We start from the raw sequence: 16,922 nt of genomic DNA, 5'->3' as shown, positions 1-16,922 counted from the left end.
CGGACATTGTGACCTATCAGATGATATCGCTTTTGAACGAATCAATCCTCGTTAAGCTTAGGAAGCGACTTATACTAGTTGAAGTCAAAAACCTTTAAATAATGGTCTCGTAGCGTCGTTAGCATGGCTGACTGGTGAGCAGTGGCCGCGGCTTCCCCCCATCTATCGTGCGAATAAATCAGGTCCATCTTTAGGGAGTCAGGCCGCTTTTCGTACTCTCGCTTATTAATAAATCGCTGACGCTTTTCGTTGAAGGGCAAATTGCCATATTCGGAGTTGATACTCCGAGAGACCAATGCAAGATTGCCAAAGCGGTCCAACCACGTCTTCGAGACCGTATTGGTATCGGTCGCCTGTGGAGTCTGCGGCGAAATATGCTCGACCGAATTCTTGGCGGTAAAACGAAAGTTGTCCCAAAGCTCATGCTTACTTTGTTGTTCAAACCAGAGCACGAAGTCCAACTTGTAGAACCAGTAATGCGCAAACCTGACGCCATCGTCCTCTACCAGCGCCGTTTCAAACTGCAGGGCTGCGGCGATCCGCCAAGGGGCGTCCATGAATCCACGACTACGCACAACTAACGAAATATCGGTCACCTCGCCCAGCAACTGGTTATCCAAGTGACACAAGAAGCCGAAGTAACGCTCGACCTCACCACTGCTACCGCGCACGGTATTAGCATGCTTGTGGATGAAATACAGAAAGGGAGTCAACCAGTAATGGGTAGTGATTTCCTGCGAGTGGTAAAGCATGCTCTGCAGCAGCGATAATCCCTGGTGTAGGTTGGTGTCCCGGCTGCGATTGATATAGCGCCTGTTATCAGTAGCAGAGATCGAGGTGTGGCAAACCTGATGTATTTCCTCATTGCCCTGGTCGACCCATTTGATCACATACTCATCCCAGAGTACGCGAATGCGCCAAAGCAGGTCGATAAAGCCTCGGGCCCTCTCTGCACGCTGCACAGACTCCGCTGGCACCAGCAAATGGGCCTCGAAGAGGGCGAGCAGTTGTCGATCCAGCACACGTGGTAGGTCTGGCTGCCCCTGCTCTTTTAGCCAGATTCGAAGAACATGAAGCAGAAACAGTGGAAAACCAATGATGCTGCGAGCCCAAGGCGCTTCGCTGCTATCGCTGGTGTTAACAGTCTTCCCCATACCGCTATTACCTGCCGAGGCATTAACAATTTCCTCTAGGCTCAGACGATCGCTATCATCACCTTGCTCGGTGTTGGCATTGTGCCCGAGCAAGCTGTGCACGGCACCGGCATGCAACAGTTGTCCCTTATTATAGAGATCTCCCAGCCGATGCGCTTCCAACTGCGCTTCTAAGGACAGATTACGCTCGACAAAGCCGCTCATGTCGGCACAGGCATTCCATAGAGCCGCGCAACGGGAGCGGTCTTGTACAGGGATATCATGCAGCAACCTGGCCTTAAGGATCTCGTGATGCTGGAGTTGAACCCCGCGGTTGTTGATGACCTCGAACAGCTTGTTTAGGTCCATGCCTTCAGGCACCTGGGTGAGCACCAGCGAGACATTGCGGTACACATACCCAGCGAGCCCCCTCAGATATTCATCATCTACCGGTTTGCCATCGGCACGCTTGTAGGTCTGCGCGAAGGAAGCCATCAGTTGCTGGGCCTTTCTCATGCTACGGGTATCGACTGCTTCAGAAGGCGTTACTCTGGTACCCGGCATCATGCTGGCAAGAAAGCCATTTACCTCATCGCGGATCGAGAAATGGAGACGCGGAATCCGTCTGTCCTTGAGCAGCACCCTACTGAAGTCGCCCATCACCTCATGCCATACCGGCACCGTACTGAGCATCCACAGAGTGGTGAACCGCTGCTGTCCGTCAATCAGATCGAAGCGGCGGACGCCCTCGCCTCGGTCTTCATGGGTGGTCTTTTCCACCAACAGCGTACCTCCCAGGAAAAAACTGGTGTCCTGGCGATCGAATGCATTTGCTATGTCGGTTAAGAGCGTTCTGACCTGATCATCAGCCCACACGTACAGGCGTTGATAAATCGGCACATTAAAACACCACGCGGCATCATCTCTGTGGGTCAACTGTTCCAAAGTGCAGAGACTAGACTCAATGCCCATCGTGACCTTCCAGAGAAGTTTTCAGATACGCCTCGAGCCATTGCGATTTTGCAGAAAGGCTTGAACATGCAGAACCTGCCTGCTCACGATAGAACGTTAGAACAGCTCGTTTATACCGGCCTTGCACACCTTTTCCTACATTAATGGACTCCTCGGCATAGAGCGGTAGCAGGGCCTGTTGACGCCGTTTCAGAAAGTCCAGCACTTGTTTCGGGTGGTAGCTCTGCACAATCACATCCAGCAGATTGAGTTCGGCGTGTCTGAAGAAATTGGCCGCCGTTTCCTGCCTGACCAGTTGCTGCTTTAGACGAATCGCACCCAGCAGGAACTCCAAGCGCAGGGCAAATTCAGGCAACTGCTCGACGTCAAACTGATCCATATAGACCAGGGTGCAGAGTATAAAAATCTCACGCAAATACTCCTGATTGTTGCGCAGCAATTCATGATAAATTGCACGGAATGCAGTCACCTGGGCGCAGGGCCTGGGAGTATTCATCAGTCTCTGCAGCAAAGCGGCATACTTGTCAGCATAGAGAAAGAAACCTACGCCTTCATGAATGGGCTGGCGCAGCGCCATGGGAAGGTTTGCCGGATCATGGCTGACCCGCACCTGGTTACCCTGCAAGACATACTCTCCGTCACGTGTCAGAGTCAGCGCCGTCGCCAGTCTATTAACCCGATTGGCATAGAGCGGTACACTGTCAACGCTGCTACGGCTATCTGCGCCGTGGTGCCAGGTATCGATCTGGAACTCGGACAGCAGCGCCTCGTGTGTGTCTGTTGGTGTTTGCGTACCGCGCCAGCGGCGAGCACGCCAGAGAAAGCGAGTGAACAGGCAGGGAGCAAAATCCTGGCCTGGCGACAGTGTTGCGGGCAACCGCTGCATCGCCTCCCAGCGTTCGGCGCAGTTTTTTTGCAGGGTGGCTCTGAGTTCGCCTACGCCATTCGCATGATCGATTGCCCGCAGGTGATAGGCCTTGAGCAGGTCTGTTGCCTGGAGGGGTACGCCACGGTTGTTCTGCGTATCGAAAAAGGTAAATGCGAGGTCGCTGTTATCCACTTCGATTACAGTCAGACGCAGTTGTTCAATGACCTCACGTGCAATCGCCGCTTGCTGCTGCAACGCCTGCATTCCTCTGCGGATTTGCCGCGCGGACTGTCCCGAATAGCTGAGTGCCTGGCCTGTGGGCAGCCTGCCGGTAGCACGGTGATACAGCAACGACAGCGCAGTAATGCGCTGCTGGCCATCAATGATAAACCTTCTGGACTGGCATGCATCATGATGCAGCAATACTGCACCAATATAGTAGGGCAGATGTTTGTCTGGCTGTGCTGCAAACTCAGCAAGATCACTTGTCAACTGCAGGAGCTTTTCAGGACTCCAAACAAAGCCACGCTGGTAGCTGTCCAGTGCCAGTGGCTGACCTGCTTTTAGCAAATCGGCAAAGGTCAATGTACTGACCCGTACCGGATGTTCCTGGATCATTTAATGACGCTCCTGCTCAACTCTCTTCCCAGCGTTTACGCAACGTCCTGATCCGCGCGTTACCGCGTAGTGCTCGCCTGTCCGGACCGCAGAGAGCAACCGAGCCTGCCGGCAAACCAAAGACCTCCTCGATGGTGGCGCGAATGCTACTGACTTTCGCATCAGAGCGTGCGGCCCGATAGCGCGCAGCCTTGTGTTCGGCAGCAGTCACAAGCGGGTCTGTATCCTCTGTATCCTCCGAGTCTTCCTGGTCGTCCAGGTCTTCCTCTAAAGGCAGGGTATCCTGCTCGGCCTCTTCGGTCAGGTCAGCCAGACGCTGGTTATTGGAATACCATGTGCAGGCATCTTCCGGCTCCCATACCTGACCTTCTTGGACATGAAACGCTCGCAGAGCAGAGGCTGATGATACGTAATCGCTCAATCGAGACTTCACGCATGGCAGTTGCTTAAAGCCAGAGCCTAGGGCCAATAGAACCTTTTCAGGACCTGCAACCAGAAGGAATTCAGAAAAGCTCGGTTCGTGAAAGTTGACGCTTGGAGAGGCATAGAAGTAAAGAGTGGTACGAAGTGACTTATCCTGCTCAGCCAACCGGGTCAGTATCTGCAGTACGGTGTGATGAATACTGAAGCCGGCCGCTTCAATAGAGGCAGCGTCGACTTCAACCGTGGGCAACGGCGATCTACGGTTGACAAAGTCGAGTTCTGCTACCGATTTCCTGATCATTTATTCTCTCCTTGAACGGCTTGTGGATTAGCCATTGGCAACCTGAACCGGTTTGGCTTTATATCGGCGCCCTGCGACTAGACTTTAGCTGTCTGCAGGTAAAAGGAGGCTAACATGGGATCGCCAACAGCATCGCTCTACAGGTCAAGATAGGCGGAGCCAGTTGATGAAGGGTATTGGAGAGGATAAGCAACCAACGTAACTGACGTAGAGCAGCAACGTGCTCATCTTCAAGGTTTTAACAAGGCCTGATCGAAGGCTGTCAGAGGCTGTCAAGTACGATCATGCGCTCGAACTCGTAGAGCTGCCCGCCTCCGTGCTGATGCAATGGCACAAGACTGAATGGACAGCTTCCTGGGCCTTAGCGGTGCTGCAGGTGCAACCGGGTTTTGATTGACAACAATCTCTCATACAGAAAGCTAGCAGCTCTGGAGCATGCCGGCCAATCTCCCAGCTAGTCTGCAGCCAGATATCTCCCCTTGATCGAGCCACATGTCGGCCAGATACCATTAGCCGTCTTACAAAACCCTCTAGCCTCTTTCAAATGATCCACTTTTTCAGCTCTTCCCGGTTTACCACATAGATCAGTTGGGCGACCGCATTGGCCGCAATGCTATCGGTGCTTAGCTGGTAGCGCTTGAGAACATAAGGTACCAGTGCCCCTCGGGTCGGAATAACCAGACGTCCCTTTTCCATACCAAAGTCGGCTTCGATAATCTCCTTTTGCTCATCGCTTAAGCGGGTGTCTGGTGCAATGATGACCTCAAGCTCGGTATTCCAGCCTTCGTCCTCGCTTTGACCATGCTCGGTGGGGTCCATCAGATCCGGCTCGCCCCGAAAGCGGCTAAGCACAAAGTCACGGTAGCCCCTGTTCTTCTCACAGTAGGCCCGGACATGCCAACGCAGCCCATCATAGACCAGGGTATGGGGCGCCATGACCCGGATTTCTCGAGTCGGAGCCGACATGGACACATACTCGGTTTCCAGCCTCAGCCCTTCCCGGCAGGCCTTGAGGATGGGCCTGAGCACCTCGGGACGAATGGTCCGGTCGGGTACATCAAGCTGCTCGACGTGGGAATAGGCGACCGCCAGGCCGCTGATATGCGGCGCCTTCTCACGGTTCTGGTTGACCATGTGCAGGTAGGCGCCAGCACTGCCATCAATAAACCGTGGCCTGAACGTTTTCGAGGGCTTGTAGCCCTTCAAATGCCGATCATATGTAAGGTTACCGGGCGCATGCTCGGTCAGGTAGGTATTGATATCCTTTGACGCCTGCTGCCGACTGATACCAAAGCTCTGCATCAGGTGCCCTGTGGTCAGGCGGCCCTCCCACCAGGCAATGGTTTCGATCAGTCGATACCGCAGGGCCAGGTCCCAGCGGATCTGGTCCAGGGATTGTTGCCTTTTCATCACTTCCTCATCTGTACGAATTGTTTACCTGTGCATGTCTACACGATAGACGTGTCGCCTCAGGATACATATCGTTTGACTTAACGCAACGGCAGGAAGCAACAATCTTGAGCAGTACAGTGATGAAGAACAGCAACTCCACCTACGGCACTGGCAATCTTTTCATTGCGTTTGCGCAGGCTGTAGCAGCTCATACCAAAGGAGAACAGGAGCTGGCGCAGGCCATGGGTACCGCGGCGCTGGTGATGGAAAACGGCGGTGATGAAGAACAGGTCATCGCGGCCCTGCTCCTGGGTCATGTACGTTTGCGTCAGCCCGCCCATGTCTCGCGCATTCATCGTCAGTTTGGCAACCGCGTGCTGCGCATTGTGCTGGAATGCGGTTTGCTCATGCCCAGGCAAGGCAATCCTGAGCCAGTGGATTCAGGCCTACTTATGGACCATTTGGCCGAAATGCAGCACGACTCCCTGCTAGTCAGTGTTTGCTCGGCCATTGAGGGTGCAAGCCGCTTACTACGAGCCCTTCATGCGGGCGATGCACGTTATAGGGAAGCCTCCCATAGGCTGGCCGCTATTGGCTATTACGAGTCGCTTATCTGGGCTTTTTCAAAATATCCCCAGATACCGTACAAGGCACTCAAGGATGTTGTCACGCAGGTAATGCTTAAAGGCGGTTAATGGCTCGGTTTGCCCTCAAGCATTAATCACCCTTAGCAAAGGCAGTGCCTCGAAGATCTGATACCAGGCGCAGTCTGCTGCGCTGGGAAACGAAAGCGCCACATTAGGAACATTGCTTCGCCCTCAGCGCAACAGCACGCCAAAGGGATACTGCTTGCCAAAATACCTGGTGATTCAGCGGAGGCGAGCTCAAGGTCCATGATCAAGATCTGCATTGCCCGGCTACTTGATCAACAGTCACCTAGTAGTTGCCTGGCAGCATTATCCAATTACAGACGGCGCTTCCAAGGCATTGGAGAAGAATACACACCTCGTCCTCAAGTTTAATCCTGCGAGGTCGATAGGTACGAATATGAGATTAATAGCTCTCTCAATCAACCAATACAAGGATGTTATGTTGCTACCTTCAACTTCTCCTTATATAAAAAGCTCGGCTGATAGACCCTTCACACGTTCCCAAATCCAGCCTGTAGTTTGGCTCTCCTTCCTGGTCCCATTCACCACGGCACATTCCGCATCAGGAATAGGCGCTTGCACACTTGCAGGACCTAGCCATCCGATAATTTCGTACAAACTTCAAAATTGCATCAAATACCTGGCCGTCATTTTGCCCATGGTCCTGAGTGCCAAAGTACGGGAAATACCATGACACATCGACAGGGGCCAGAGGGAAGCGCCAACAGAAAAGCATCCGCAACGGGCCGATCTTCTTTTGATGTCTTGGTACTGGCAACCATGAGCGCTGGAAAGACTTCCTTTGTCAATGCGTTGATCGGGACGGAGCTTTTACATACTGCCAACGAAGCGACCACTGCTTGCATTACCAGTGTCGAACATCGCCAAGGTGCTCGCGACTTTAGCGGCGCGTGCTATTCCTATGAGAATCAGGAATTGGCCTGCCTACAAAACATCGCTCCATCCCATATTCGCAACTGGAACGCCAATAGCGATGTGAAGCGCATCACCCTTAACGGCAGCTTCAGAACCTCGCCCAGCCCAGCGCAGGGACTGGTGCTGCATGACACGCCTGGGCCAAACAATAGCCAAGACACTCACCATGCTCAGCTAATGCTGGAAGCTGTCAGGACCGTGCCGTTCCAGGCGCTCTGTTATGTGCTTAACGCGAGTCAGCTAGGGACCCAGGATGATCATGCGGTGTTAACGCAACTACGTAGTGAGCTTGCGTTCAGGCCGAATCGCTCGATCTACTTCATCTTGAACAAAGTAGATCTGCTTGATCCTGAAAAAGGGGAAGGCATCGATGCCTACGTTAATAACTCTCATCGTTACCTGACAGGAATTGGCTTCGAGCGACCAGTCATTATTCCAACCATGGCCAGTGTTGCACTCTATGCCCGAATGGTACTTAACCATCACACTCTCACCCGCGTTCAACGATTGAAACTTCGCCAGACCCTCATTGAATTTAGCGAAGACAAAAGTGCCCTCCTGCGTACCGCTGTAGTACCTGACCCCATCAAGAAAGGCATGCTCAAGACACTCGCTACCCTGGAGCGTCAGCGTAACGCCCGTTTGCTTGCCGGAAAGTGCTGCGAGAAAAACGACTTGCAACAACTACTTACCATCAGCGGTTTGAAAACTATTGAAGCCCTGATCAAACATCAACGCCAATCGATCAAGAACCCATGAATCGCATCCAAATCACACACAATCCCTTTACCGTCGATACAGCATTCTTGATCAACGACGAGGCCCCAGCACATGGCTGCAAGCTGTCGAGCTACAAGGAGTCGCGCCTGCAGCTATGGGTGGAAAAGCTATTTGATGAACTTAGCGACCTGTTTAATGGCGACAATCGCTTTCACGTCGTCTTTACTGGTGTTGAGTCAGACTTTCTGGACATTCAGGAAGCAGCCGGAGCCGCTATCGCTAAAGGCATGCAGGTAGAGCTGGAATGGGTCCAGACCGTGCCTACGGAGCAGCGACTGGAACAGATTCGTGCGCTCATGGCCGAAGCGAGGGAGCATCCAAGATTTGATCAGTTCATCGAGGATAATGCTGAGGTTCGCCAATCCATCGAAGAGGCTTTCAACCGGGATTTCGATGTGTATGTGGTTGCAACCATGTCCTCAGGCAAGTCGACACTTATCAACGCCATGTTGGGTCGCGACCTGCTGCCTGCTGCTAACGAAGCCACGACCGCCACGATTGCGCGGATCACTGACAATGATCAGATGACTGAGCAGTTCACGGCCAAACGCTATGATCGTAGCGGCCAGTTGGTCGGCCAGGAAAGCAATGTCGACCTCGAGTGCCTGAAGCAATGGAACCAGCTGAGCGATACCCAGTTGATCGACATCGAAGGTAACATTGTAGCGATCCGGGAGCGCGAAGATGTCCGTCTGGTGCTTACTGACACGCCTGGTCCGAACAACAGCCAGGATGAAGAACACCAGCGGACCACAATGGGCTTTATCCAGGACTCCAAGCGCAACCCGCTGATTCTTTATGTGCTTAATGCCAGCCAGCTAGGTACTAACGATGATCGTAACCTGCTTGGACTGGTTGCCGAGACCATGCGTAAGGGCGGCAAGCAGAGCAAGGACCGCTTTATCTTTGTAATCAACAAGATGGACGTATTCGACCCAGAGAATGGGGAAAATATTCCTTCTGTATTGGCGCGTGTCACCCAATACCTGATCAGCAATGGGATCCATAATCCCCTAGTGTATCCAGTTTCAGCCAATCTCACCCGCCTCATTCGCAAGCCGAGCGATCAGCACACCCGCAAGGAGCGCGGGGAGTTTTCTGTCATGGCCGACATGTTCCATGAAGAGCCGAGCATGAACATGCTGCAGTACATGCCAATCACGTCTAGGGTCCATCGTACTCTCCAGGACAAGCGCTATTCCGATTTACTACTTAGCAGCGGCCTACCAGCAGTCGAAGCCATGATCGACGAGCACATCGACAAATACAATTTTCCGCATCGTCTCAAGCGTGCCTATGACGCTATAAGCCGAGCCATTGACGTGGGCTTGAACGAAGCCGCGTTGATTGAGCAACTGCAACAGGACGAGCGAACACTGGCACACCTCAATGAAGAAATCATGGGACTGCAGCAGCGTCAGGAAAAAGGCTTTGACACAGCTGCCTACAGAGACAAGCTGGAGCGCGAAGGCAAAGATCTTCCACGGGAAACAGAGCTTGAGTTGGCCGAGCTTGAGGCAGAAATGGGGCCAGTCATTAGGCAGTTAGAGACACGCTTTACGCAACAAGACGTCACGGTAAGCATCGCTGAAATGCGTATTAAAGAAGCAGAAGAAATACTGCAATTTCATCACCGGAAGCTGATGAACCAGTATGAGGCTGCTTATAGATCAAGCCAGGACATTATCCGAAATGATCTCCACGCCGAGTATCAGCGCTACATCGCTGAAATTTTCCAGAATACCGAAAGCCTAAAGCTTCCTATCCTAGAAAGCCTCCTGAAAGCGGCCTCGGATATCTCATTCAATCTTTCGGTAAACCCGGATGATATTCAGGAGAAACGCGTCGTCACCGGTAAACGAGAGGTTAGCGACAGCAGCTGGTGGAACCCCTTCTCCTGGGGTTCGACGAAAACCGTACATGAGTACAGTACCGAAAACTTCGTGGATCTTGAAAAGCTCTGGAAGGAGCGCATCACCCGAATTGAGGCTGAGTTTTCCCGTCTTGTTGACAACGCACGCAAAGAGATTGAGGTCGGTAAGGAGCGCTTAGTCGAACAGTACGTTGCCTTTATGAACCGTGAGTTCGATCTCAAGTTCGCTGAACTGCTGAGCTTCCTACAGGCAAAGGTAAACGACCGGAAGGCCCGCGAACTTGCCATTACCGAGGCCAAGGAGTTACGTGCCTGGATTAACTGCTTCAAGGCCAAGCTCGACAGCACCTTGGCTGTCTAGGGGAACTACTTCATGACGACCGACCCACTCACCAAGACTCGTAAAGCTCTCCTGGCATCGCTCAAGGATCCCCAGGCGCCTGAAGAGCTGCTCATGGACCTTCTCAGCAAGGCTGAAAAACAGTTTCCTGAACTAATGCATAGGTTTGAGCCTGGCGTAGGCAGGAATGCGCTGGATCCTGACAAGATCAGTTGGAACGCAGAGTATTTCAGCCGTCACCTGCTGCTTACCGAGCAAAATTTTGCTCGCGAACGCATCGAGCATCTGCTTGCTGTTCGCGAGCACCTGCGCAAACTTGGCGTAAAAGGTTTCGTTCCAAAAGATCGCCCTTCAAACCCATCCTCCCAGGGAGAACATCACGTGACATCAAACTACACCCCCTCCCTCAATCTGCAGAAATTCGTGGCGGAGGGCGATTTACTTACCATTCGTACGGCGCTGCGTATGGAACTAAATGATAACAGCCTCAGTGCTCAACAAGTTCGCGCTGCGCTGGTTTGGGCCAGAGGCCACGTTGCCGGACTTTTGGAAGCCTATTCAGAGAAATCTTTTGCTCGCGAGATAGAGGCTGATCGGAACCTATGGACCAGCCAATACTATGCGCATCAAGTAGTCTATCTAAAAGCCAACTTTGCCGAAGAGCGCTTCCTTCATCTGGTCGAAGTTCGCAACCATTTGCGACAGCAAGGTGTTGAAGGTTTTACGGCGGTGCCGCCAAGGTCCCGAGCTGGTACCCACGCCAGCTCAGTCGCACCAGCCCAGGCCCGCAGCCAAAGCAAGCAATCTGAAAGCTCAAGCCCATACACCTCGCCTCCCGAACGCAACCCTGTGTTCAAGGCAGCGCTGCTAATAGGGGGAGCTCTTGCCGCTCTTGTAGTGCTCTTGATTGCCATAGGTAAGTGACATCATGACCTCCACGAAACTCACTCCTTTGGCGATTCGTGAAATCCAGGGGAACGCCGCACTGACCCTGGTAGCTGGCCGCGACCTAATCAACCGCAGCTACCTAAGCGAACTGGAGCAGTATCCGGTTACTAGTCCTGACCTGCGCATCGCATTCAATCGCGCTAGCGACATGCGTGTATTCCGAATCGAACGGATCGTTCAGGACAACAAGCAGTCGGTGTTAGAAAGCACTACTGCTGCCTATACCGCTCTAGGCGCGGCTGGCTATACGGTATTTCTTTTCCTACGCTCGAACGGTTGCGAGACCGAGCTGTTTATCGGCACCCGTGGCGAGCCAGGCAAGATGCTTGGCCACAATTCTGGGGAACTGCTACGAGAGACTTTTAAAGGTCACTTCCCTGGTAGCGCCTTACAACCTTTGAACGTTTCAGACGCCAACGCCCTACTAGACGGATTGGACAATGAGAAAGGCAATCCGTCCGCCAGCATTACGGCAGTTACCGGCGTACCGGCCCTGTCGACCGAGAACCGCGAGCATTTTATGCAGGGTCTTGAGCGTTTTATCGATGCGGCAGAGCGGCGTGTCTACCAAGCGCTTATCCTGGCGGAGCCTGTGTCCTCTCAGAAACTAGACCTGATTCGCGTCGGCTACGAGCAGGTGGCAACCCAACTGTCGCCTCTGGCTAAACAGCAAATGACCTTTGGCGAGCAGGACAGCGATAGCGTCGGCCTAAGCATCAGCCATAGCCTAAGCGAATCGCTTGGCCATAGCCTGGGCCTGACCGAAACTCGCAGTACCAGCCACACCACTAGTACCTCCAAAAGCGAAACCAACGGCACCAGTGAAAGCCTGAGCAGTCAGACGGCAGCAGCAAAGACGGCTGCCATCGCTGGCAATGCAATCGGTGCCCTTGCCGGATCGTTCTTAGGTCCGATGGGTGCCATGGCCGGTAGTCAGGTCGGCTCTAGTATTGCAGCGGCATTTAATCAGCAGCACAGTAGCGGCACCAACCATTCGGCTACCCACGGCACCAGCGAAAGCTACGGGACCTCCATAGGAGAATCAACCGCCCGCACTCAATCAAACACCCATACCACTAGCGTCACGGACAACCAGTCGCTCAACCGCACTCACGGCAGTAATCGCCAACTATCCATCGAGTCGATCGACAAGACTATCGAGCAGCTGTTAAGTAGAATCGACCACCATCTGCAGCGCATTGACGAAGCCAAGACCTATGGTGGCTGGAATTCTGCGGCCTATTTTATCGGCGACAGCAGCGCCTCGTCGGAATCGCTAGCCAGTATCTTTCTTGGCCTAGTCCGCGGCAGCAAGTCTAGCTATGAGGATTTTGCACTTACGACCTGGACCTCTGGTAACAAGTCAGCAGTGCTTGACTGGCTTATCCGGCTGAGCCATCCCGAACTCAAGCCAAGCTTTGCCAGTCGCGTACCCGTCCCGTTCGTTACGCCATCAACCTTGATTTCCGGTAAAGAGATGGCCATCCAATTGAGTTTGCCACGCCGCTCCACCTCAACGGTATCGGTGGTTGAGACTCAAGCGTTTGGTCGTAAGGTGCAACGTTTGGATGGTCAACTTTCTCCTGGCAATGGGGCAAGAAAACTTTCGCTCGGGAATATTCGTCATCTTTGGGAAAACCTGCCCCAGACCATTGAACTGGATATGGATCAACTCTCCAGCCACGTATTTGTTAGCGGCTCTACGGGCGCTGGCAAGAGTAATACCGTGTACGAAATGCTTAACCAGGTAAGCGCTGCAGGTGTGCCCTTTCTGGTCATCGAACCAGCCAAGGGTGAGTACAAGCATGTCTTCGGCCATCGCGTGGATGTAACTGTCCTTGGTACCAACCCTGCTCATACTGCCCTATTGCGGATCAATCCATTCCGTTTCCCTGCGGCAATACATGTTCTGGAACACGTCGATCGACTGGTCGAGATTTTCAATGTGTGCTGGCCGATGTATGCAGCGATGCCCGCCGTGCTCAAGGATGCCATCCTTCAGGCCTACCAGCGCTGCGGATGGGACCTTGAAAGCTCTCGCAACTACTACAGCGAAGAGCTGTTCCCAACTTTTGTTGACCTACTTGAGACGCTGCAAGATGTGATTGAGGCGTCGGCTTACTCCCAGGAGCTCAAAGGCAACTACATCGGCTCCTTGTCCACCCGCGTCAGGTCGCTGACCAATGGACTCAACGGCCAGTTGTTCGCAGCGGGAGAGGTCGACAACGAGATCCTCTTTGATAGCAATGTCATCGTCGATCTCAGCCGCATCGGCTCCTCCGAGACCAAAGCGCTGATCATGGGAATCCTGGTGATGCGGTTGAGCGAGCATCGCATGGCACACGGTGGTATGAACCTGCCTTTGCGGCATGTCACCGTACTCGAAGAGGCCCATAACATCCTCAAGCGTAGCCCGGAGAGCAGCACTGAAGGTGCAAGCCTTGAGGCCAAGTCGGTTGAAATGCTAACCAATGCCATCGCGGAAATGCGCACCTATGGGGAAGGCTTTATCATCGCCGACCAATCGCCCCACGCTGTGGACATCGCGGCGATCCGCAATACTAATACCAAGATCATCATGCGTCTTCCCGATGAAACAGATCGTCGCTTGCTCGGCAAGTCGGTAGCCTTAGGTGACGATCAACTAGAAGAAATTGCCCGCTTGCCCAAAGGGGTTGCCATCGTTTACCAGAACGATTGGCTGGAGCCTGTGCTGTGCCAGGTACGTAAGTTTGCCGGCGAGCAGATACCCTACCGATACCATCCGGATACCGGACCGGGTGTCGACCGAACTACGTTTAATAGCCAACTCCTGAAGCTACTTTTGAGCCCTCGTGTACATACACCCATGCAGGTGGATGTCGCCCTGTTACAACGTGGCCTGTATGCCCTGCCGTTAGCTTCGCGTACCCGCATCAGCATATTACAGGCCGTTGCGCACTACTCCAGCAACCAGGCTCCAAGCGTGTGGCAGCCGGATGCTTTTGAGTCTCTGGCACGTCTACTGGTGGATGCGCTTGGGTGCCGCCAACAGATTATTCGCATCATCCAAGAGGCCAATGATTACGCACACCTGAGTAACCTACTTGCCCGTCTACTAGAGCAACATGTCGAAAGCCCTTCGGCAGAGCTGGCACTGGCTGCTCAACAATGCCTGATGAAGGACTATAGCCTTCAGCACGAGAGCCATCTTGAAATCTATTCGATGTGGCATGCCCATCATGAAAAAGGAAGCGTGCGGTGAATTTGGAGAACTTTTCTATCGAGAAGGCCAATGGCCCCTCGCGCCTAGCCCTGCTGGCTAGGGAGACACCCGATAAGTGCCTGATCGTTGCTCAACTCGACCGACCTATCGTGTTGACCCAAGAGAATCGCCTGGAGTTACCGAGCATGCGTGATGAAACGCGCACGCGGCTGGAGAAGCTAGGATTTCCAAATGAGATACTGGACGTTATCGGTAGCGAGGCTGAAGCCCGCATTTATGAGGACGCTAATCTTGAGCCTACCCAGGTCAACGGCAAGGAGGCTCTGGTTCGTACCGATATTGATTATGATCAAAAGGATGCATTAGGCCGAACCAACCTAGAACGTATGAAGCTTGGCCTGGCACCTCTTGACACAGAGGGCAAGCCAATCGAGCTACATCACATCGGGCAAAAGTCCGACTCTCCCCTGGCCGAACTGACCCGGGATGAGCACCGGGGAAATGGCAATGATAACGTGCTGCATAACAAGCTAAAGGAGTCAGAGATAGTTCGCGATGACTTTGATAAGGAACGCAAGGACTACTGGAAGGCCCGGGCCGAACAGATCGAGAAACAACAGTAAGCGAGCATATCTATGAAAACGTTGGAAAAGCTAGTTCTGGAACAGCAGGCCATCACCCGCCCAGCCTCCCCTGCAAATATCAAGGCACTAGAGGCGACGCTCGGCTTTCCCTTAAGTCATGAGTACCGTGAGTATCTCTTGCGCTTTGGCATAATCGCCCATGATGCTTACGAGACCTATGGCCTAGGCGTCCCAGATGACTATTTCTTAAACGTGCTAACCGCCTACAAGGATCTGTCGTCTGATACTCGCTACCCTGCTAACAGCGTTCCATTATTAGAATTAGGTGATGGTCAATATTATCTTTACGATAATCACCACCAGCGAGTCCTGCTTTGGGCTACACCTAGTGGTGGAGTGGTTCGTACCTTGCAGCTTTCCCTAGAAGATTTTCTAAAAACGCATCTATTCAAGGCCTGAGAGGGACACTCACCGCTTTAGGGTGGAGAGTGGTCCCTCTAGCCTTTGGGGTCTAGCCGTTGCTGTCAAACCACATTGCGACTTTGACCCCTCTACTTCTGGCAGCAGCTTTGTGCAGCAATCGCAGACTTGGATAGCAGCGGCGAAACGGAAAGATGCGCTTGTCTTCAGAGAAAATGACTTATGGTGCCGCTTGGCCGTCTGTCAGCTATCCCAAGGCCTCCCATGCACTTGCCTGCCAAGCTTTTAAATGACTGTGAATGACACGAAAACCCAGCCATCGTGCCTTTAGGTTTGGATCTTTTGGCTTGTTGCATCTTAAACAAGGGTATTCTCTACTGCCTCATCTGCTCCGCTTCTCCACCTTTTCCTTCCTGCATCTACAGGCGCAGCCCGACCAATACTGACGTATTATAAGTTGCGCCCGGCGGAGGCGAGTACGGATATCAGATGAAAGGCAGGTGACCCAGTACTCATGTGATTTCTAGGGCATCCCTGTTACGGCTGATATACTTACATCGGGTCTCCTTGAGAGAGCTCTAGAAAATCCTACCTCACCCATTCCGGACTGACCGCTGCTCTCTTGCAGAAACCATACTTTATAGCGAATGAAGCGCCAGACCTGACCCAGGTTTAACCTGTGTCCTACAGGCTACAGGGGCCTTCCGGGATGTAGTCTTTAGCGTGGCCCACGCGAATACCAAGTCGTGAGTCCTAAAGTGTCATGCATGAATAGCTCTGTATTTCCCACACATGGTCGCCCTGCTACATGGGCCTCCAGGCCGGGCAAATACGGCGATGCTGAAACAGCAACTCAAAGTCCCTGTATTTGACCCAGCGCCGTAAAACCTCACGATTATCTAGTCGACGCTTACGATCATTCACCTTGCGAAACTACGAATATCAGATCGCAAGCTCCAAAGCTTCACGTAGGAATAATCTTCCATATTCCCTGCACTTGGACGCGCTGATAGCATAGTGCCTTTATTTCTATTCAAGGAAGATCCCAGTGAGCGACATGGTCAAGCTCAAGCAGCTTCAATTGGCTGTAAAAACGCTCGAACTGCAGATAATGCAAACCAGGCTGTCCCATGCTCGAACCCAGGATGCAGACCTCTCAAGGCTGGAAATCCAGAAGATTGCTGATGAGACGGAAGTCATCAGGCTGGAAACCCGGCAGATTATCCATGAGACAGAAGTGATTGAACTGGAAACCCAGAAGATCATCATGGAGACCAGGGCGATCAAGCTGGAAAACCAGATACTTGACAGGAAGATAAAGCGAGCCCCTTATCTACTGGCGCTCAAGGCTTTTGGCGTCATGGCAGCAGTATTGGTCTGGTACTGGCTGTTATTCCATTGACAGGCCTGAATGCGTGCCCTGCAGAGCCAGGCGGCTACCATTGATCTACCCTCACTGTACATGCTCTATCCAGCGGC

At 52.9% G+C, this 16,922-nt stretch carries 12 protein-coding genes; 8 read left to right on the top strand and 4 right to left on the bottom strand.

Features of this window, described 5'->3' with window-relative positions:
- Window positions 1-74: 74 nt before the first annotated feature.
- The 4 genes from IQ22_RS19150 to IQ22_RS19135 form a co-directional block, all read right to left on the bottom strand.
- Window positions 75-2,105: a DUF262 domain-containing protein gene (locus IQ22_RS19150; protein WP_145144973.1), complete on the bottom strand. Its 2,031-nt coding sequence runs from the start codon at window positions 2,103-2,105 to the stop codon at window positions 75-77.
- Window positions 2,095-3,591, bottom strand: a complete 1,497-nt coding sequence (locus tag IQ22_RS19145) for a DUF262 domain-containing protein (RefSeq protein WP_145144971.1) — start codon at window positions 3,589-3,591, stop codon at window positions 2,095-2,097. Before IQ22_RS19145 ends, IQ22_RS19150 begins: the two co-directional genes overlap by 11 nt.
- Window positions 3,592-3,607: 16 nt before the next feature.
- A complete protein-coding gene (locus IQ22_RS19140) occupies window positions 3,608-4,315 on the bottom strand; it encodes a hypothetical protein (RefSeq protein WP_145144969.1) in 708 nt (235 codons plus the stop codon).
- A 540-nt stretch (window positions 4,316-4,855) separates the two neighbouring features.
- Entirely contained in the window at window positions 4,856-5,725 is an 870-nt protein-coding gene (locus tag IQ22_RS19135) for a BrxR family helix-turn-helix transcriptional regulator (protein ID WP_145144967.1), read from the bottom strand.
- A 107-nt stretch (window positions 5,726-5,832) separates the two neighbouring features.
- Here IQ22_RS19135 and IQ22_RS19130 point away from each other — a divergent pair, with 107 nt between their 5' ends.
- The 8 genes from IQ22_RS19130 to IQ22_RS19095 all read left to right on the top strand — a co-directional run bounded on the left by IQ22_RS19130 (window position 5,833) and on the right by IQ22_RS19095 (window position 16,845).
- Entirely contained in the window at window positions 5,833-6,402 is a 570-nt protein-coding gene (locus tag IQ22_RS19130) for an HD domain-containing protein (protein ID WP_145144965.1), read from the top strand.
- A gap of 645 nt (window positions 6,403-7,047) precedes the next feature.
- Window positions 7,048-8,052 carry a dynamin family protein gene (locus IQ22_RS19125; RefSeq protein WP_145144963.1) on the top strand — a complete coding sequence of 335 codons (1,005 nt, stop codon included), beginning with the start codon at window positions 7,048-7,050 and terminating at the stop codon, window positions 8,050-8,052.
- Window positions 8,049-10,307, top strand: coding sequence for a dynamin family protein (locus tag IQ22_RS19120; RefSeq protein WP_145144960.1), 2,259 nt, complete (start codon window positions 8,049-8,051; stop codon window positions 10,305-10,307). Before IQ22_RS19125 ends, IQ22_RS19120 begins: the two co-directional genes overlap by 4 nt.
- 12 nt (window positions 10,308-10,319) lie before the next feature.
- Window positions 10,320-11,210 (top strand): hypothetical protein, encoded by an 891-nt coding sequence (locus IQ22_RS19115; RefSeq protein WP_145144958.1) that lies wholly within the window; start codon window positions 10,320-10,322, stop codon window positions 11,208-11,210.
- Between the two features lie 4 nt (window positions 11,211-11,214).
- Window positions 11,215-14,478 (top strand): ATP-binding protein, encoded by a 3,264-nt coding sequence (locus IQ22_RS19110; protein WP_145144956.1) that lies wholly within the window; start codon window positions 11,215-11,217, stop codon window positions 14,476-14,478.
- A complete protein-coding gene (locus IQ22_RS19105; RefSeq protein WP_145144954.1) occupies window positions 14,475-15,062 on the top strand; it encodes an HNH/ENDO VII family nuclease in 588 nt (195 codons plus the stop codon). The genes IQ22_RS19110 and IQ22_RS19105 overlap by 4 nt, the downstream gene beginning before the upstream one ends.
- A gap of 12 nt (window positions 15,063-15,074) precedes the next feature.
- A complete protein-coding gene (locus IQ22_RS19100; protein WP_145144952.1) occupies window positions 15,075-15,482 on the top strand; it encodes an SMI1/KNR4 family protein in 408 nt (135 codons plus the stop codon).
- Window positions 15,483-16,491: 1,009 nt separating this feature from the next.
- On the top strand, window positions 16,492-16,845 hold the full coding sequence (locus IQ22_RS19095; protein ID WP_145144950.1) for a hypothetical protein: 354 nt from the start codon (window positions 16,492-16,494) through the stop codon (window positions 16,843-16,845).
- The last annotated feature ends 77 nt before the right edge of the window (window positions 16,846-16,922 follow it).

Source organism: Pseudomonas duriflava (genome assembly GCF_007830155.1).
Lineage (GTDB): Bacteria > Pseudomonadota > Gammaproteobacteria > Pseudomonadales > Pseudomonadaceae > Chryseomonas > Chryseomonas duriflava.
This window is presented reverse-complemented; position numbering and strand designations above follow the sequence as displayed.

Coding starts and splice junctions, on each gene's coding strand:
- IQ22_RS19140 (WP_145144969.1), bottom strand. CDS start 4,315: ATGATCAGGAAATCGGTAGCAGAACTCGACTTTGTCAACCGTAGATCG.
- IQ22_RS19135 (WP_145144967.1), bottom strand. CDS start 5,725: ATGAAAAGGCAACAATCCCTGGACCAGATCCGCTGGGACCTGGCCCTG.
- IQ22_RS19115 (WP_145144958.1), top strand. CDS start 10,320: ATGACGACCGACCCACTCACCAAGACTCGTAAAGCTCTCCTGGCATCG.
- IQ22_RS19150 (WP_145144973.1), bottom strand. CDS start 2,105: ATGGGCATTGAGTCTAGTCTCTGCACTTTGGAACAGTTGACCCACAGA.
- IQ22_RS19100 (WP_145144952.1), top strand. CDS start 15,075: ATGAAAACGTTGGAAAAGCTAGTTCTGGAACAGCAGGCCATCACCCGC.
- IQ22_RS19110 (WP_145144956.1), top strand. CDS start 11,215: ATGACCTCCACGAAACTCACTCCTTTGGCGATTCGTGAAATCCAGGGG.
- IQ22_RS19120 (WP_145144960.1), top strand. CDS start 8,049: ATGAATCGCATCCAAATCACACACAATCCCTTTACCGTCGATACAGCA.
- IQ22_RS19125 (WP_145144963.1), top strand. CDS start 7,048: ATGACACATCGACAGGGGCCAGAGGGAAGCGCCAACAGAAAAGCATCC.
- IQ22_RS19145 (WP_145144971.1), bottom strand. CDS start 3,591: ATGATCCAGGAACATCCGGTACGGGTCAGTACATTGACCTTTGCCGAT.